The sequence below is a fragment of the Eubacteriaceae bacterium Marseille-Q4139 genome (assembly GCA_018223415.1).
Taxonomy (GTDB): Bacteria; Bacillota; Clostridia; order Lachnospirales; family Lachnospiraceae; genus CABSIM01.
In genome coordinates, this window is the sequence record JAGTTQ010000001.1 from 1,968,764 (window position 1) to 1,982,407 (window position 13,644).

Consider the following 13,644-nt stretch of genomic DNA (forward strand, 5'->3'; position numbering starts at 1 on the left):
GCAGCGAGACCACTAGTTATTAGTATCTTCTTTGTGGCTGTAAAGCCATAATGCATAAATGAACTCGCTATTGGACGGACACTTTTTTAATGTCGTCTGGAATATCTGATTCAAAACAGTAATGTCGCCTTTTGTCCAGAGAGTGTTGATTAAAGTCCTGATATCACGCTCAATACAATGTTTTGAAGTGCAGTATTTTTGAGCAATGTCATGATACAGAGACTTTGAGAGGTTCGTCAGCGGTAAGGTACTCCCCTCTTTCTCCATAATATTTAAGGCCTCAATCAGATATTCTATTCCTAAATAATGTTTGGTAGCACCAGCACGTTTTAAAATTGATCGAACGGACATTTCAGCCATTTTGCGCTCCCCCTCTTCCATAATAATAAAATATTATACACTAAAACTACACAGACATAAAACGAAATCCGTCGACACTTATCGACAATCAGGATAACCACCCCTTCGCTTATACATGTCTTTAAAATGTGACACGGAAGACTTGCTGCAATTTTTCCGGCCAAGTATCATTTGTATTCTTCTTCAATTTCATTATACACCTAATAGCCATAAAATTAAATAGATTATTAAAATAAAAATGATAAATAGCAATGAAAATTACAAGAGTTAAAAGGGAATCCAAAACACACTTAAAAATGAGCATAAAAACAGGCGGGAATTTCTTCCCGCCTGTGGCTGCAATTAGAATTTCTTTCAGATAAAACAAAGGTAATAACTATTTTAATCCTTTTACGCTGCCGTAAGCAACACCTTTTGTCTTGCTGAATTCGGCTTCCCTTGCATCGTACAGTAAATCATCATCCTCTTCATATTCCTTCTTAGATGTCTGGATGGATCCGCTCTTATTTACGATGAAGGAAAGAGTTCCGTCTTCTCCCTCGATATCATTCTTTACGGTCTTCAGTTCGTACTTGTAATCGTTAGCCTTGAGTAAGAAACCATCTTCATACAGTTTACCGCTCTTTGCGCCAGTAATACCAGCCGCATTGTAGTATCCTTCAGAAGGTTTGTTTTCAGTTGCAAAGTAGAACCGATAGCTTTCACCGCTGTCATCCGTGATGGAAACGGAGCCGTCTTTTCTGTCGCCATCATTGGAGCCACCGTAATAGTACATATGTTCTACCTTCTCGCTTGCATCACTGTCACTTGCAACTGCGTCAACCGTGGAATTGATCTTAACTAAACCACTGACCATACGGCCCTTTGCATCAAAGAGGTAGGTCTTGCTGTTGATCTTCTTCTCAGTTGCATAGAAGTTATCATCATCGTAGTTGTCTGTGCTGAATCTTTCGCCAAAGTTGTCACCTTCGCCGTCATCAAAGTCATAGATATTGGCGGTATAATCATATTTTTCCGGGATGTAGACAGTACCATTCTTCTCAATGTAATACCAGTACTCATCGTTGTCATCGTCTTCTTCGCCGTACTCTTCATTGCTCCAGAGCTTGATCCACTTGTTTTTCTTCATGTGGCCGTCGTCCTCGTCGCCGCAGAAGTAAACATCCGTATCGTTGTACTCGGAAAGAGCTGCATCGAAGGTGCCGTCACCGTCATCATCGTCTTTTTCCCAGATCTCTTCATAAGCGTCACTGTCGGTTTTCTTTGCGACCCATCCGCTTAACATTTTTCCTTCATCATCGAAGAAATACGTCTGGCCTTTGATGTTTGTCTGCTTTCTCGTTGCAACTTTTCCGGAACTCTTCAGGTAGTAATGATACTCATCCTCGTCACCTACATCGTCACGATCTACGCTCGGAGCATAATCATATACCCATGTGGACTCAAGACGGGCACCGGTCTCATCGCAGTAATATGTGTCAACATTTCTCACATCGTCCGTGGAACCTTCGTCCCATGTGTCACCGCTTTCCTGAACCCATCCGGTCAACATTTCACCGTCATCGTTGAAGAAATAGGTTTTACCCTTGATTAAGAGCTTTTTACCCTCAGCTCTCTTACCGTTGGACTGGAAGTAGAACCACTGCTCTTCGGAATCTTCATCGTCATACGGGGAAGTTAATCTCCAATCGTTGGTGATCTTCTCGCCGGCGCTGTTTACGAAGTAGTAATCCCCATCGTACTCAACCCAGCTGGAACGAACCAGCATTCCATCATCACCAACATAGAATTCTTTGCCGTTGCTCAGGCAGAATTCATTCTCATATACATCGCCATTTCTGTCGTAGCAATACCACTCGCCATCCTCATACTTCCAAGTGCCTCTCTGGGCCGCGAAAGAAGTGATGGAAGTGCCTAATGCCAACAGAGCTGCCGCAGAAACAACTGCAGCAATTTTCATCTGCTTTCTCATAGTTAATGCACTCTCCTTTTTCTTTTTGAAATTCTTTGAAATTCCTAATTGCATTACGAGGTCATTATACTTCGTATAAGAGAAACTTATAGGTGCTGTTTACAAAAGTGGGGGTTAATAGAATTATAGCGCTTATTTTAATGATAAAAGTGGAACACAAAATTGAAAATATAGGAAGTTATCACCATTAAATCCCATAAATGTAAAATCATGGAAATAAGTTTTTTCCTCAAAAATCCTAAGATTTCCAGGCAGAAATGCGAGGGTAAAATTGGGGTAATCGACGGATTTTTGAGGGGATGGAGGGCATATAAAAAGGGGAAAATCAAAGAAAATTATGCATATTTATGCAATACAAAGCATAAAACGTGGCTCTGGCACAGACGGCAGCTTTTTCTAATTTTAATAAATTTTTAAAGAATTGGAATGGATTTATGTAAAGTGATAAGTTGCGAATAAACGGCATCGGTGTTATACTATACTAGAATAATTATGGCAAGTCTGGATAAGGAGAAAAGTACATGTCTAACAGGATAAAGAAACGGGAAAGCACACAGGGGAATTTCTCGGATAATGCGGCACTGCTGATGGGGATTTTTACTCTGGTTGTGCTTTGCTTGTTTCCGCTGGTGGTGCGGAATAAGTATTTTGATATTATTGAAACGAAGTACCAGTTTTACAGCGGCTGTGTGATCGTGGCGGCCGTTGTGATGGCGGGGTACGGAATTGTGAGCGGACAGATTGCGGCGTGGGTGAAAGGCTTCCAGGCCAGATCGTTCGTGAGGGGGCTCAGCGTTACGGACTGGGGGATGATTGCCTTCTGGCTCAGCAATGTGATTTCCTGGCTGCTTTGTACGGACTGGCGCTGGGACGGCTTCTGGGGAACCATGGGCCGGTATAACGGCGTGTTTTTGATGACGCTGTATCTGATCGCGTATTTTCTTGTCACCAGGTTCTTCCGGTTCAGGCAGTGGTACCTGGATGCTTTCCTTGCGGCGGGCATTTTTGTCTGCCTGTTCGGAATTACGGATTATTTCCAGATGGATATCCTGGGCTTTAAGGTGAACATGCTGGATGAGCAGAAGGGGATCTATGTGTCCTCTCTGGGAAACATCAATACTTACACGGTTTATGTCGGGGCTGTTCTGGTGGTTTCGATGATCCTGTTCTGTCTGGAGAAGAACAGAAAGAAGATGTTCTGGTATCTTGCGAATTTTGCGCTTTCCAGTTTTGCCCTTGTCATGGGTACAAGCGATAATGCGTATCTGACGCTGGCGGCGCTGTTCGGCTTTTCGCCGCTCCTGCTTTTCCGGACAAAGACGGGGATTCGTCGGTACATGATTTCGGTTTCGGTATTTTTTACGGTGATCCAGTGCATTGACTGGATCAATGGGGCGTATGCGGACACGGTTCTCGGCATTGAGGGTGTGTTCAGCCTGATTGCCGGCCTTTCGGTTCTGCCGGTTCTTGTGATCGGCGTCTGGGCGGTGACGGGGCTGATTGCGTTTCTTCTTATTAAAAAGGGCGGAGATTCGGAGACCATGGGCAAGTGGCTGATTTATGTCTGGATCGGTGTGATTGCCGTTGTTGTGGCTGCTGCTGTGTTTGTGTTTTTTGATGCGAATGTGGCTGGGAATGCCGATAAGTATGATGCGATCCGTTCGTATGTGGTGTTTGACGACAAATGGGGGACGGAGCGCGGATATGTCTGGCGGCGTTCTTTCGAGATTTATAATGAGAGGTATTCGCTTTTGCAGAAGATGTTTGGCTTCGGGCCGGATCTTTTTATCATTCCGATGCGCTATTACTATGATGGACAGACCATGGGGAACATGGCGGTGCTTTATGACAGTGCCCACAATGAGTACATCCATTATCTTCTGACCCTGGGCATTGCGGGACTTGCGTCGTATCTGACATTTTTCATTTCTGCCATCGTGGGGCTTTGCCGGAGAATGAAGGATCGTCCGGAGGTGGCGGCTGTGATGTTTGTGGCCGCAGCTTATGCAGTGCAGGCGGTTGTCAACATCAATCTGCCGATTACGATGCCGATTATCCTGAATTTTATTGCCATGGGGCTTTGCAGGGAGAAGAGCGGACAGTAGATTTTTGATAAGGACTGATGGAAATGAGAGATTACACGCAGTATAAAAGAGTGATAAAATTTCTGTCTTCTGCCGTCATTGTCGCGCTGGAATCTGCGATTTACGGGTACGTCTGGATTTATCACTATAACCGGATCATGGAATTTCCGTTCTGGCGGAAGGGGAACTGGCTGATGATTGCGGTGTACATGATCCTGTTCCTGTTTTTTAACCAGATGTACGGCGGGTTCAAGGTGGGCTTTTATAAAAAATGGAATGTCATCTATTCGCAGCTTCTTTCTCTGGTTCTGGTGAACGGGATTACATATCTCCAGATCGCGCTGCTGGATAAGAAGTTCCATTCGGTCATGATTATGGGGACGGTGACGCTGGTGCAGGCCATTGTGGCTGTGATGTGGGCATTCCTGTTCCAGTTCCTTTACAGCAGGATGTTCCCGCAGAGGCGCATGCTGCTGGTTTACGGAGACCGGCCGGCGTTCCACCTGATGCAGAAGATCAGCACGAGAGAGGATAAGTATCAGATTGGAAACATCATCCACTTCAACCAGGGGCTTGATGAGATCATGAAGCTGGCGCCGAATTATGATGCGGTGATTATCGGGGATATTCCGTCCCATGAGCGGAACCAGCTTTTGAAGCAGTGTTTTGGACGCGGAATCCGGACGTACACGGTGCCAAAGATTTCGGATGTGATTAACCGCAGCTCCGATGATCTGAACCTGTTTGACACGCCGCTTCTGCTTTCCAGAAATGAGGATCTGAAGATTGAGCAGGTGGTTGGAAAGCGTGTCGTGGACATTATTTTTTCTGTGCTGGGGTTAATTGTTTCCTCGCCGTTTTTCCTGGTGATTGCGTTCCTCATTAAGGCGACGGACGGCGGCCCCGTGTTTTATAAGCAGCTTCGGCTCACGAAGGGACGGCAGGAGTTCATGATTTATAAGTTCCGCACCATGATTCAGGATGCGGAAAAGGACGGGCATGCCAGACTGGCGTCGGAGAAGGACGACAGGATTCTTCCGGTGGGGCGTTTTCTGCGTGCCACGAGGTTAGACGAGCTGCCGCAGTTAATCAATATTTTGAAGGGCGAGATGTCCGTGGTCGGGCCGCGGCCGGAGAGGCCGGAGCTGGCGGAGGAGATTGAAAAGGAGCTTCCGGAGTTTGCTTACCGCCTCAAGGTGAAGGCGGGGCTTACGGGTTATGCCCAGATTTACGGGAAGTACAATACGACTTCTTATGACAAGTTGAAGCTGGATTTGACCTACATCAGGAATTATTCGTTTTTCCTGGATTTGAAGCTGATGATTATGACGCCGAAAATTATGCTGATGAAGGAAAGCACCGAGGGCGTCATGGAGAATGATGAGCGGCTGGAACAGCAGGAAGCGGCTGCGGCAAGAATGGACATTAAACTGAAGTCGGATCTGTAAGGAGTTTTGGATATGCAGGCAGTAATCATGGCAGGCGGCAAAGGGACGAGGTTGGCTGAGCTTACGCGGGATGAGATTCCGAAGCCTATGGTGCCGGTGGCGGGAAAGCCGCTGCTTTTATGGCAGGTGGAGAGGCTTAAGGAGAATGGGATCACGGATATTGTGATGGTGATCGGGCATCTCGGCGAGAAGATTCAGGAGTTTTTTGGTGACGGCGCGCAGTTTGGCGTCCGGATCCGGTATTTTTTGGAAGAGACACCGTTGGGGACGGCGGGCTCTTTCTTCTATTTAAATGGGATGCTGGCGGAGGAGCCGTTTCTTATGATGTCCGGGGATCTGCTTTTTGATGTGGATTTTGAGCGCATGGTGCAGTTCCATAAGGAGAAGGGGGCGGCGGCGACGCTGTTTGTCCATCCCAACGGCCATCCGTTTGATTCGGATCTTTTGGTTCTCGATGAAAATGACCGGGCGGTGCGGTTTGATTCCAAGCATAATACGCGGGATTACTGGTATGATAACTGTGTGAATGCCGGCATTTTTGTGTTCGAGAAGAGTATCTGCGAGCGCGTGAAGGCGCCGGAAAAGTGCAATCTGGAGAATGATATTTTAAAGGCCATGATTGAGGAGGGCGAGCCTGTTTTTGGCTACCGGTCACCGGAGTATGTGAAGGACGTGGGGACTGTGGACAGGATTTCGCAGGCCTTAAAGGACATTGAGCGGGGCTTTATTTCCGGGAAATGTCTGAAAAAGAAGCAGAAATGTATTTTTCTCGACCGGGACGGCACGCTCAACCAGTACCGCGGGCTTGTGTACCGGGAAGAGGATTTTGAGCTGGAGCCATGTGCGGCGGAGGCGGTTCGCCTGATCAACGGTTCCGGGCGTCTCGGGATTGTGGTGACGAACCAGCCGGTGGTGGCCCGCGGGCTTTGTGAGATGGAGGACGTGGAGAGGATCCATCGGAAGATGGCGACGCTTTTTGGACGCGAAGGCGTGTACCTGGATGATGTGTTCTTTTGCCCGCATCATCCCGACAAGGGGTATCCCGAGGAGAATCCTGCCTATAAGATTCCGTGTGAGTGCAGGAAGCCGAAAATCGGGATGGTTCTTGAGGCGGCAGAGAAGTATCATATTGACCTTTCGCAGTCGTGGATGGTTGGCGATACGACCATGGATATCCAGACCGGCATCAACGCAGGGATGCGGACGGCATTGGTGCTCACCGGTGAGGCCGGCGGGGATAAGAAATATGATGTAAAGCCGGATCTTGTGTGCCGTGATGTTTTGGAGGCCGTGAAGATGATTTTGGCAGAGAGTGATGGGGGTGCAGCATGATTATTACACAGACACCTTTCAGAATGTCTTTTTTTGGCGGCGGGACGGATTTCCCGGATTTTTACAGGGAGCATGGCGGCGCCGTGATTTCGACGTCGTTTGACAAGTATTGTTATGTCAATGTCAGGCATTTGCCGCGTTTTTTTGATTATGCAACAGAGCTTTCGTATTCTAAGATCGAGCGGGTTGTGGATGTGGAGGAGATTAAGCATCCGGCCATCCGCGAGGCCATGAAGTTTCTTGACATGCATGAGCTGCGCCTGACTTATGAGGCGGATCTGCCGGCCAGGTCAGGGCTTGGGACGAGTTCGTCGTTTGCGGTCGGGATGCTGAATGCGTTTTATGCGTTAAAGGGAAAGTATGCCGATAAGAAGAAGCTGGCCGATGAGGCGATTTATCTGGAGCGGGTGCTCTGCAAGGAGAGCGGCGGCATCCAGGATCAGATTGCGGCGGCTTTCGGCGGATTGAACCGGATCAATTTTAATGCCGAGGGGTACGAGGTGAAGCCGGTGATTATTTCGCCGGAGCGGAAGCGGCAGCTAAACAGGAATCTGATGCTGTTTTTTACCGGCTTTTCCAGGTTTTCTTCGGATATTCAGGAGACGACCCAGAAGGCGCTGGCCGATAAGGAGAAGCAGCTTTTGGAGATGCTTTCGCTGGTGGATGATGCGGAGCGGATCCTGACTTCGAAGACGGATCTTAACGAGTTTGGACGGCTTCTGGACTATACCTGGAAGCTAAAGCGCGGGATTTCCAGCCAGATTTCCACGGGGACGATTGATGATCTCTACGACCGGGGAATGAAGGCGGGGGCTCTTGGCGGGAAGCTTCTCGGCGCCGGCGGAGGCGGTTTCCTTCTTTTTTATGTGGAAGAGGATAAGAGGGAGGCGGTGCATCAGGCGATGGAGGATCTGCTTTATGTGCCGTTCCGGTTTGAAAACAGCGGGACTCGGGTGATTTATTATACGCCGGAGGAATATGAGAAGAGATGAGAGAGAGGAGCCAGGAGTGGCTCCTCTTTTTACGCGTTTTTTCCGCAGCAGTTTTTATATTTTTTCCCGCTGCCGCAGGGGCAGGGATCGTTGCGGCCGATCTTTTTTCCGCTTCTTCTGTACGGAGTATCGGAATCATATACATAGGTTTCGCTTTTTGTCTGTTTTTGGATGGAATCGTAAAGGTTCGTCAGATGTTTCTCCAGGGCTCCAAAATCCTTGAAGTCTGAAAGCGGAAGCATTTCCGCCAGGAGGCGGCCGGACTCTTTTTCTGCGTCTTCATGGACGCGGGCGAAAAAATCGTCCGCCAGGCGGAAGGTATGAGGATATTTCCCGGCCAGGCTCCGGATTTCTGCTTCGTGGCCAGGATAGTAGCGGCACATGTACCAGAAATAGGAGTGTATGAGGAATTTATCGTCCGCATCTTCGGACTGGAGGCCGCGTCCAAGCTCTGAAAGGAATCCGATGAACTGGGCGGGAAAAGATGCCGCTTGGGAATCCGTCCGGCTTTCCACAAATTCCAGCGTCATATAGGCAGTCTCCAGAAAGTCTTTTTCCTCTTCTCCGGCCAGAAAACCTTTCTCGCTTATGAAATCAAGGAAAGCCCGGTATTTTGGGCGGTACCACACAAGATCCAGCAGAGTGTCCCAGTGGATTAGCGTATTAACAAGATGCTCCTTCATGGAATCGTCCATGGACACTGCGGAAAGGAATCGCTGGTAGAGCGCCATATCCGTATCATAGCATCCATTGGCCAGTTTGACATCCAGATAAAGAAGATTCTGGAAGGTGCCGTCCAGCATTTCGGCAGTGGCAAAGCTTCCTGTTTCCTCAAAATGAGAGGCTTCCTCCCGGAAAAGGCGGCGGGCCTCCGCGTCCTTCCCAAGTTTCTGCAAGGTATTCGCGTAGGAATTCAGGAAAAACGGGTAATAGTCATCGAGCGGGTAAAGCAGGCGAAACTGCTGAACCGCCTCTTTGTAGTATCCCAGTCCATGGAGCGTCATGGCGTAATAGATGCGGGGAATCTCTTCATCCGGATGATCCTGTATGAGGTCTGAAAAAACCAGGTTTGCGGTTCTCAGATCGCCGGTGGCAAAGAGACATTGTCCGAGCAGCAGAAGGATTGCCGGCAGATCAGGGTTTCTGTCTAAAAGCTGCATACAGAATTGGGCGGCCTGCTCAAAATCCTGGCCGTCGCAGGCGGAGAACACTTTTTCTGCCAGCGTCCGTTCATCGGGCGTCAGAGTTTCCAGGAAGGAAGCTATTTCTCCGCGGTCATGCTTGTCAAAAGCTGTCAATATTTTCATGATTTTCTCCTGTTCCGAGGACAGATTCCAACTCCGGCGTGCCGTCTTCCTCGAAGGTTTCGGCGCCAAGTTCGTTGATTTTTGTGTCGCCGGCTTCGCCGTACTGGTAGAGCTGGTCAAAGAATTCGATGGCGGCCCGGATTTTTGTCCGAAGGAGATAGCCGCCGGACTGGGTCGCCTTGAGGATGGAATCGGTGGAAACCTCCGGGTTCCAGCCGTATGCCCGTCCGTGGAATTCCTGGATCTGGGCGAGAACGCGGCGAATCTCGTCTTTCGTGAGCGGCAGAAGCTGAGGCGCCTTTAACAGCATGTTCAGAACTGTTTTCATGGGTTCTTCGTTGTCGGGATAAAGCTCTGCCAGATTTTCAAATTCGTGTTTTCCCTCGATCACATCTTCGGCATAGGAGGCGCTCAGCGCAAACATGGTGAAGACGGAGTCCAGATTTTCACCGGGGCGCAGGAAGGAGGCCATGTTCCGGTAGGCGTTCAGCCTGGCCTTTTTCCCAAGACGGCCCATGAGCTTGGCCTCATCGATCAGGATGACCCATCCGCGGCAGCCAAGTTTTGTGAAAAGATGGCTCATGAAGGAAAAGTAATCCATACAGTGCTTGGTTTTGCTGAAGGTTACGGAATATTTGGCTGTTTCATTGAAAATCCGCTTATAGATGCGCTTCACGACGGCATTTCCGACGAAATCGCCCTCCAGGTCGGACTGGAGCTGGAACTTTTCCTCCTGATCTTCCGTGTTCAGATAGGAGCGCAGGAGGTAGTACAGCTTGTCGGTCTCCAGGCCCTTGGCGGAGTAGAGGAGAAGTTCGTTTGCGGCCGGGCTTCCAGGCGTCATCTGATCCAGCAGATGGAGGAAGCCGGGCTGATTTCGCATGGGCAGGTAGGTGCTGCTGATGATTTTCTGGTACACGAGATGCAGCTTGTCCATGGGAGTCTCTTTGCTCAGGGAGAGGAAGGAGACGGCCATGCGGTTGGCGTGGGCCATGTTGAAAACTGTGTTCAGGATGTGGGTTTTGCCCTCGCCGTATTTGCCGGAAATTACCATGCCGTTGGAGATGCCGGTTTCGGCGGTGTGTTCCAGACGGCCGGAAATCTCTTTCATGAGCTGCGGCCTGGCGTCGGAAAAATACTGACCGACGGCGCGGGAGGGGATTCCGGAGCGCAGGGATTCGATAATGTGTCTTGCTTCCATATCAAACATTTTTTTCATCTCCGGCCATTGCCTCTTTAATCAGTCCCGAGATGCCGATGTTCCCAAGGCGCGCGTGCTCCAAAATGGTTTCTGCGGTTTCCGGGCTTACGGCTGTCGGGGCGGATACACCGGCCATTTCCCTGGACATGGCGACGAGGGATTCTGCCGTATAAGCCTGCGCGGCGGGGATGCGAGGAAGCTGGTGGAGCTGAGGCGGTGCCTCGAGGCCGGGCTTTTGCGGCCGGATTGGTTGCTTTCTAGGGAGGAGATACGGGAGAAGCTGGACAGTGCGGTGGGGAGGAAAGAGAGGAATTATTGGAGATGTATGGGGGAGATGAGGGAGGTGAGAGAGGGGAGAAGAGGAGAGCGGTAAGTTTTGAGGGGGATAGGAATAGGATTTTGGGAACCGTCAGCTTGGGAAGGAGGCTGGCGTTTTTTTTGCGTGGTGAGTTTTTTCGGGGAAGAGGGGATAAGTACGATTATAGGAAGAATTTAATAGCGCTTAAAAGTTAAATGGAAGGCTGGCGAATATTTATGCCTCTTCTTTCTATTATTTTACCTGTTTTTAACGGAGAGCAAACCATTGCAATAGCAATCAGAAGTGTTTTAGAGCAAACATTGGATGACTGGGAATTGATAATAATCAATGACGGATCATCTGATAAAACACGGGATATATGCAAGGCATTTTTAGAGCAATCGCCGCGGATATTTTATTACGCGCAGAAAAACAAAGGACTGAGTGCGGCGAGAAATGCAGGTATAGAAAAGGCTCGGGGTGAGTATTTAGCCTTTTTGGACGCAGATGATTGGGTAGAGCCCGAGTACTATCAAGGTATGCTTTTGTCCCTGGAAAAACAGTCCGTAGACTTGGTTTTAGCAGGATATACCAGAGAATTCTGGCGAAATGGAAAAAAGCCAAAAAAAGTAAGACTGGAATTACCATATTGCAGGAGTGAGATTGAGGAGTTTTTCTTTGATAAGGAAATTCCTGCTTTTTCCTATGATTTATTTATACACGTGTGGAATAAACTGTATAAAACCCACATAATCAATGAGCACAAAATAATGTTTTGTGAAAATACTTTTTTTGCTGAAGATGTTCCGTTTAATGTTGCCTATTTGAATCACTGCAGAGTATTTTGCACTTGTCCTAGTATGGGTTACCACTATATATGCAGGGGAAAAAATACTCTGACTGCTGAATGGAGAAACGATCTAATTGAAAGAAATAACCAGGTATATCGGGACATAAGCCAATTTGTTAAAACAATTGCTCCACATGCAGAACCAATTCTACTTGGAGATATGTATCTGCGAGGATGCTTTTTAAATATCGAGAAAGCCATATCTGCTGAGATGCCTTATGCACAAACTACAAGGATAATAAATGAAATATTAAATGAAAATGAGGTAAATGAGGTATTAAGTCTGGCATCGCCTCGAAGGGCTAGTTCCTTAGAATTTTCTTTATATCGTTTTTTTATGAATATAGGTAATACAAAATTGATTCTGGGAGCTGTTCACGCTCGCAGATGGATAAAGCGAGTGATGGGGCGAATATGAAAAAAACTAAAAGGTACTTGTCAATCTTAAAGGCTGACAAGGCGATGCATACATTCTATTCATCGGCAGTTTATGGATTAAAAAGACGGCCTGACATTAAATGCCCAGAAATTTCCACCGTTTATGAGGTGTGCAATACTGTAATTGGCCCAGTGTTAACTTCTTACATCGCATGGGTTATCAGTGATGCGCGAGAAAGGCATATCAATAAATTGTTTTTTCTGGCCCGAGACGGAAAAATAATGCTTGATATTGCCAAAATAATTGATGATGCGCTCCTTAGTCAAATAGAATTCAAATATCTATATGTAAGCCGTTTGGCATTGAGAAAAGCTTTATATTCTATAAACAATGAAGAGTTTTGGAGATATTTTGGCAGAGACAGCATAGAGTGCACTCCGAACTTGTTATTGAAAAGGACTGGTATGTCTGAAGAGGACTGCATCTATATATTAGGGCTTTTGGGATATGATGAAGCCGATGCTGCAAATGAGTACTTATGCCTTGATGCTCAAAAACGCTTTTTGAATGCATTGAAACAGTGCGAGGAATTTCACCGGCGGATGAAAAAACTTTCGAGAGAGCAGCTGGAACTTATAGAACAGTACTTCAGGCAGGAAGGGCTAGGGGAAGATGGGGCATTTGCACTGGTTGATAGTGGTTGGACTGGCTCCATGCAGCGGACTTTACGAATGATTTTGGATAATATCTATCATAAACATGTTGAGATTACAGGTTACTATTTTGGGATCCAGAGTAGAACGGCGCCAGAGGATGGAAGATATCAGAGCTACTATTTCGACGGCAAAAAAAGTGCGGCGATAACCTGGGTTCTTTTTAATAATAATTTGTTTGAATGTTGGTGCATGGCATCTCATGGCATGACGATAGGATATAAAAAAGAAGAAGATATTTGTCCCGTACTGAATCAGCACATAAATGTTTGGTATGAGGCAGAACAGATAGAGTTTATTCGGAAATACGCAATGCATTGGGTGATGTGTAGTAAACAGAAAAATGAATTACAAGATAAGACAGGAAAATCTGGAAAGACAATAAAGAGGCTTTTGGTCTCTTCTATGATATTTCCTTCAAAAGAAGAGGCGAAAGTTTATGGAATGATCCCATTTTGTGATGATACGACAGAAGCTTATATGCTTCCGCTCGCACGAATAATGTCAGCTAAGGATATTTGGCAGAATTTGATTTTAGTTCGCTGCTGGAAAAAAATCACAAAAAAGGATATGCAGGAACATACTGTGACAAGCGGCTGGAGGGAAGGGACGGCTGCACTGATTCCCTTTCCGTGGAACTATTTCATGAGGGTAGATTGCATGCTTTCTTATATTATTAAAGCAGTATATAAGATTTTTACTTGAAAA

Annotated in this window: 11 protein-coding genes; 7 read left to right on the plus strand and 4 right to left on the minus strand. The window is 47.3% G+C overall.

The annotated features are described in order from the left end of the window. Positions 1-12: 12 nt before the first annotated feature. Both KE531_09370 and KE531_09375 read right to left on the minus strand, forming a co-directional pair. Positions 13-351 (minus strand): sporulation initiation factor Spo0A C-terminal domain-containing protein, encoded by a 339-nt coding sequence (locus KE531_09370; protein MBR9953818.1) that lies wholly within the window; start codon positions 349-351, stop codon positions 13-15. Between the two features lie 385 nt (positions 352-736). Continuing rightward, positions 737-2,332, minus strand: coding sequence for a hypothetical protein (locus tag KE531_09375; GenBank protein ID MBR9953819.1), 1,596 nt, complete (start codon positions 2,330-2,332; stop codon positions 737-739). 521 nt (positions 2,333-2,853) lie between these two features. On the opposite strand from KE531_09375, the gene KE531_09380 reads away from it, so the two are divergent. The 4 genes from KE531_09380 to KE531_09395 are packed head-to-tail and all read left to right on the plus strand — an operon-like array spanning position 2,854 to position 8,188. Further along, positions 2,854-4,437 carry an O-antigen ligase family protein gene (locus tag KE531_09380; protein ID MBR9953820.1) on the plus strand — a complete coding sequence of 528 codons (1,584 nt, stop codon included), beginning with the start codon at positions 2,854-2,856 and terminating at the stop codon, positions 4,435-4,437. A 23-nt stretch (positions 4,438-4,460) separates the two neighbouring features. After that, positions 4,461-5,864: a sugar transferase gene (locus tag KE531_09385; GenBank protein MBR9953821.1), complete on the plus strand. Its 1,404-nt coding sequence runs from the start codon at positions 4,461-4,463 to the stop codon at positions 5,862-5,864. 12 nt (positions 5,865-5,876) lie between these two features. Continuing rightward, positions 5,877-7,196 (plus strand): HAD-IIIA family hydrolase, encoded by a 1,320-nt coding sequence (locus KE531_09390; protein MBR9953822.1) that lies wholly within the window; start codon positions 5,877-5,879, stop codon positions 7,194-7,196. Continuing rightward, complete coding sequence (locus KE531_09395) at positions 7,193-8,188, plus strand: kinase (GenBank protein ID MBR9953823.1); 996 nt, start codon at positions 7,193-7,195, stop codon at positions 8,186-8,188. The genes KE531_09390 and KE531_09395 overlap by 4 nt, the downstream gene beginning before the upstream one ends. Before the next feature lie 29 nt (positions 8,189-8,217). On the opposite strand, the gene KE531_09400 is transcribed toward KE531_09395, so the two are convergent. After that, the gene (locus KE531_09400) at positions 8,218-9,495 is read right to left on the minus strand and encodes an SEC-C domain-containing protein (protein ID MBR9953824.1); all 1,278 of its coding nucleotides are present in this window, start codon (positions 9,493-9,495) and stop codon (positions 8,218-8,220) included. Continuing rightward, entirely contained in the window at positions 9,473-10,705 is a 1,233-nt protein-coding gene (locus tag KE531_09405) for a DUF2791 family P-loop domain-containing protein (GenBank protein MBR9953825.1), read from the minus strand. The genes KE531_09400 and KE531_09405 overlap by 23 nt, the downstream gene beginning before the upstream one ends. 306 nt (positions 10,706-11,011) lie before the next feature. Here KE531_09405 and KE531_09410 point away from each other — a divergent pair, with 306 nt between their 5' ends. From KE531_09410 to KE531_09420, 3 genes are read left to right on the plus strand one after another with little or no spacing between them, the layout of a single operon-like run. Further along, a complete protein-coding gene (locus KE531_09410; protein MBR9953826.1) occupies positions 11,012-11,209 on the plus strand; it encodes a hypothetical protein in 198 nt (65 codons plus the stop codon). A gap of 21 nt (positions 11,210-11,230) precedes the next feature. Further along, a complete protein-coding gene (locus KE531_09415) occupies positions 11,231-12,262 on the plus strand; it encodes a glycosyltransferase family 2 protein (protein ID MBR9953827.1) in 1,032 nt (343 codons plus the stop codon). Further along, entirely contained in the window at positions 12,259-13,641 is a 1,383-nt protein-coding gene (locus KE531_09420) for a hypothetical protein (protein ID MBR9953828.1), read from the plus strand. Before KE531_09415 ends, KE531_09420 begins: the two co-directional genes overlap by 4 nt. Positions 13,642-13,644 lie beyond the last annotated feature (3 nt).

Bases quoted from the DNA above. Each gene is read 5' to 3' on its own strand.
- KE531_09370 (MBR9953818.1), bottom strand. From the start codon at position 351: ATGTCCGTTCGATCAATTTTAAAACGTGCTGGTGCTACCAAACATTAT.
- KE531_09375 (MBR9953819.1), bottom strand. From the start codon at position 2,332: ATGAGAAAGCAGATGAAAATTGCTGCAGTTGTTTCTGCGGCAGCTCTG.
- KE531_09380 (MBR9953820.1), top strand. From the start codon at position 2,854: ATGTCTAACAGGATAAAGAAACGGGAAAGCACACAGGGGAATTTCTCG.
- KE531_09385 (MBR9953821.1), top strand. From the start codon at position 4,461: ATGAGAGATTACACGCAGTATAAAAGAGTGATAAAATTTCTGTCTTCT.
- KE531_09390 (MBR9953822.1), top strand. From the start codon at position 5,877: ATGCAGGCAGTAATCATGGCAGGCGGCAAAGGGACGAGGTTGGCTGAG.
- KE531_09395 (MBR9953823.1), top strand. From the start codon at position 7,193: ATGATTATTACACAGACACCTTTCAGAATGTCTTTTTTTGGCGGCGGG.
- KE531_09400 (MBR9953824.1), bottom strand. From the start codon at position 9,495: ATGAAAATATTGACAGCTTTTGACAAGCATGACCGCGGAGAAATAGCT.
- KE531_09405 (MBR9953825.1), bottom strand. From the start codon at position 10,705: ATGTTTGATATGGAAGCAAGACACATTATCGAATCCCTGCGCTCCGGA.
- KE531_09415 (MBR9953827.1), top strand. From the start codon at position 11,231: ATGCCTCTTCTTTCTATTATTTTACCTGTTTTTAACGGAGAGCAAACC.
- KE531_09420 (MBR9953828.1), top strand. From the start codon at position 12,259: ATGAAAAAAACTAAAAGGTACTTGTCAATCTTAAAGGCTGACAAGGCG.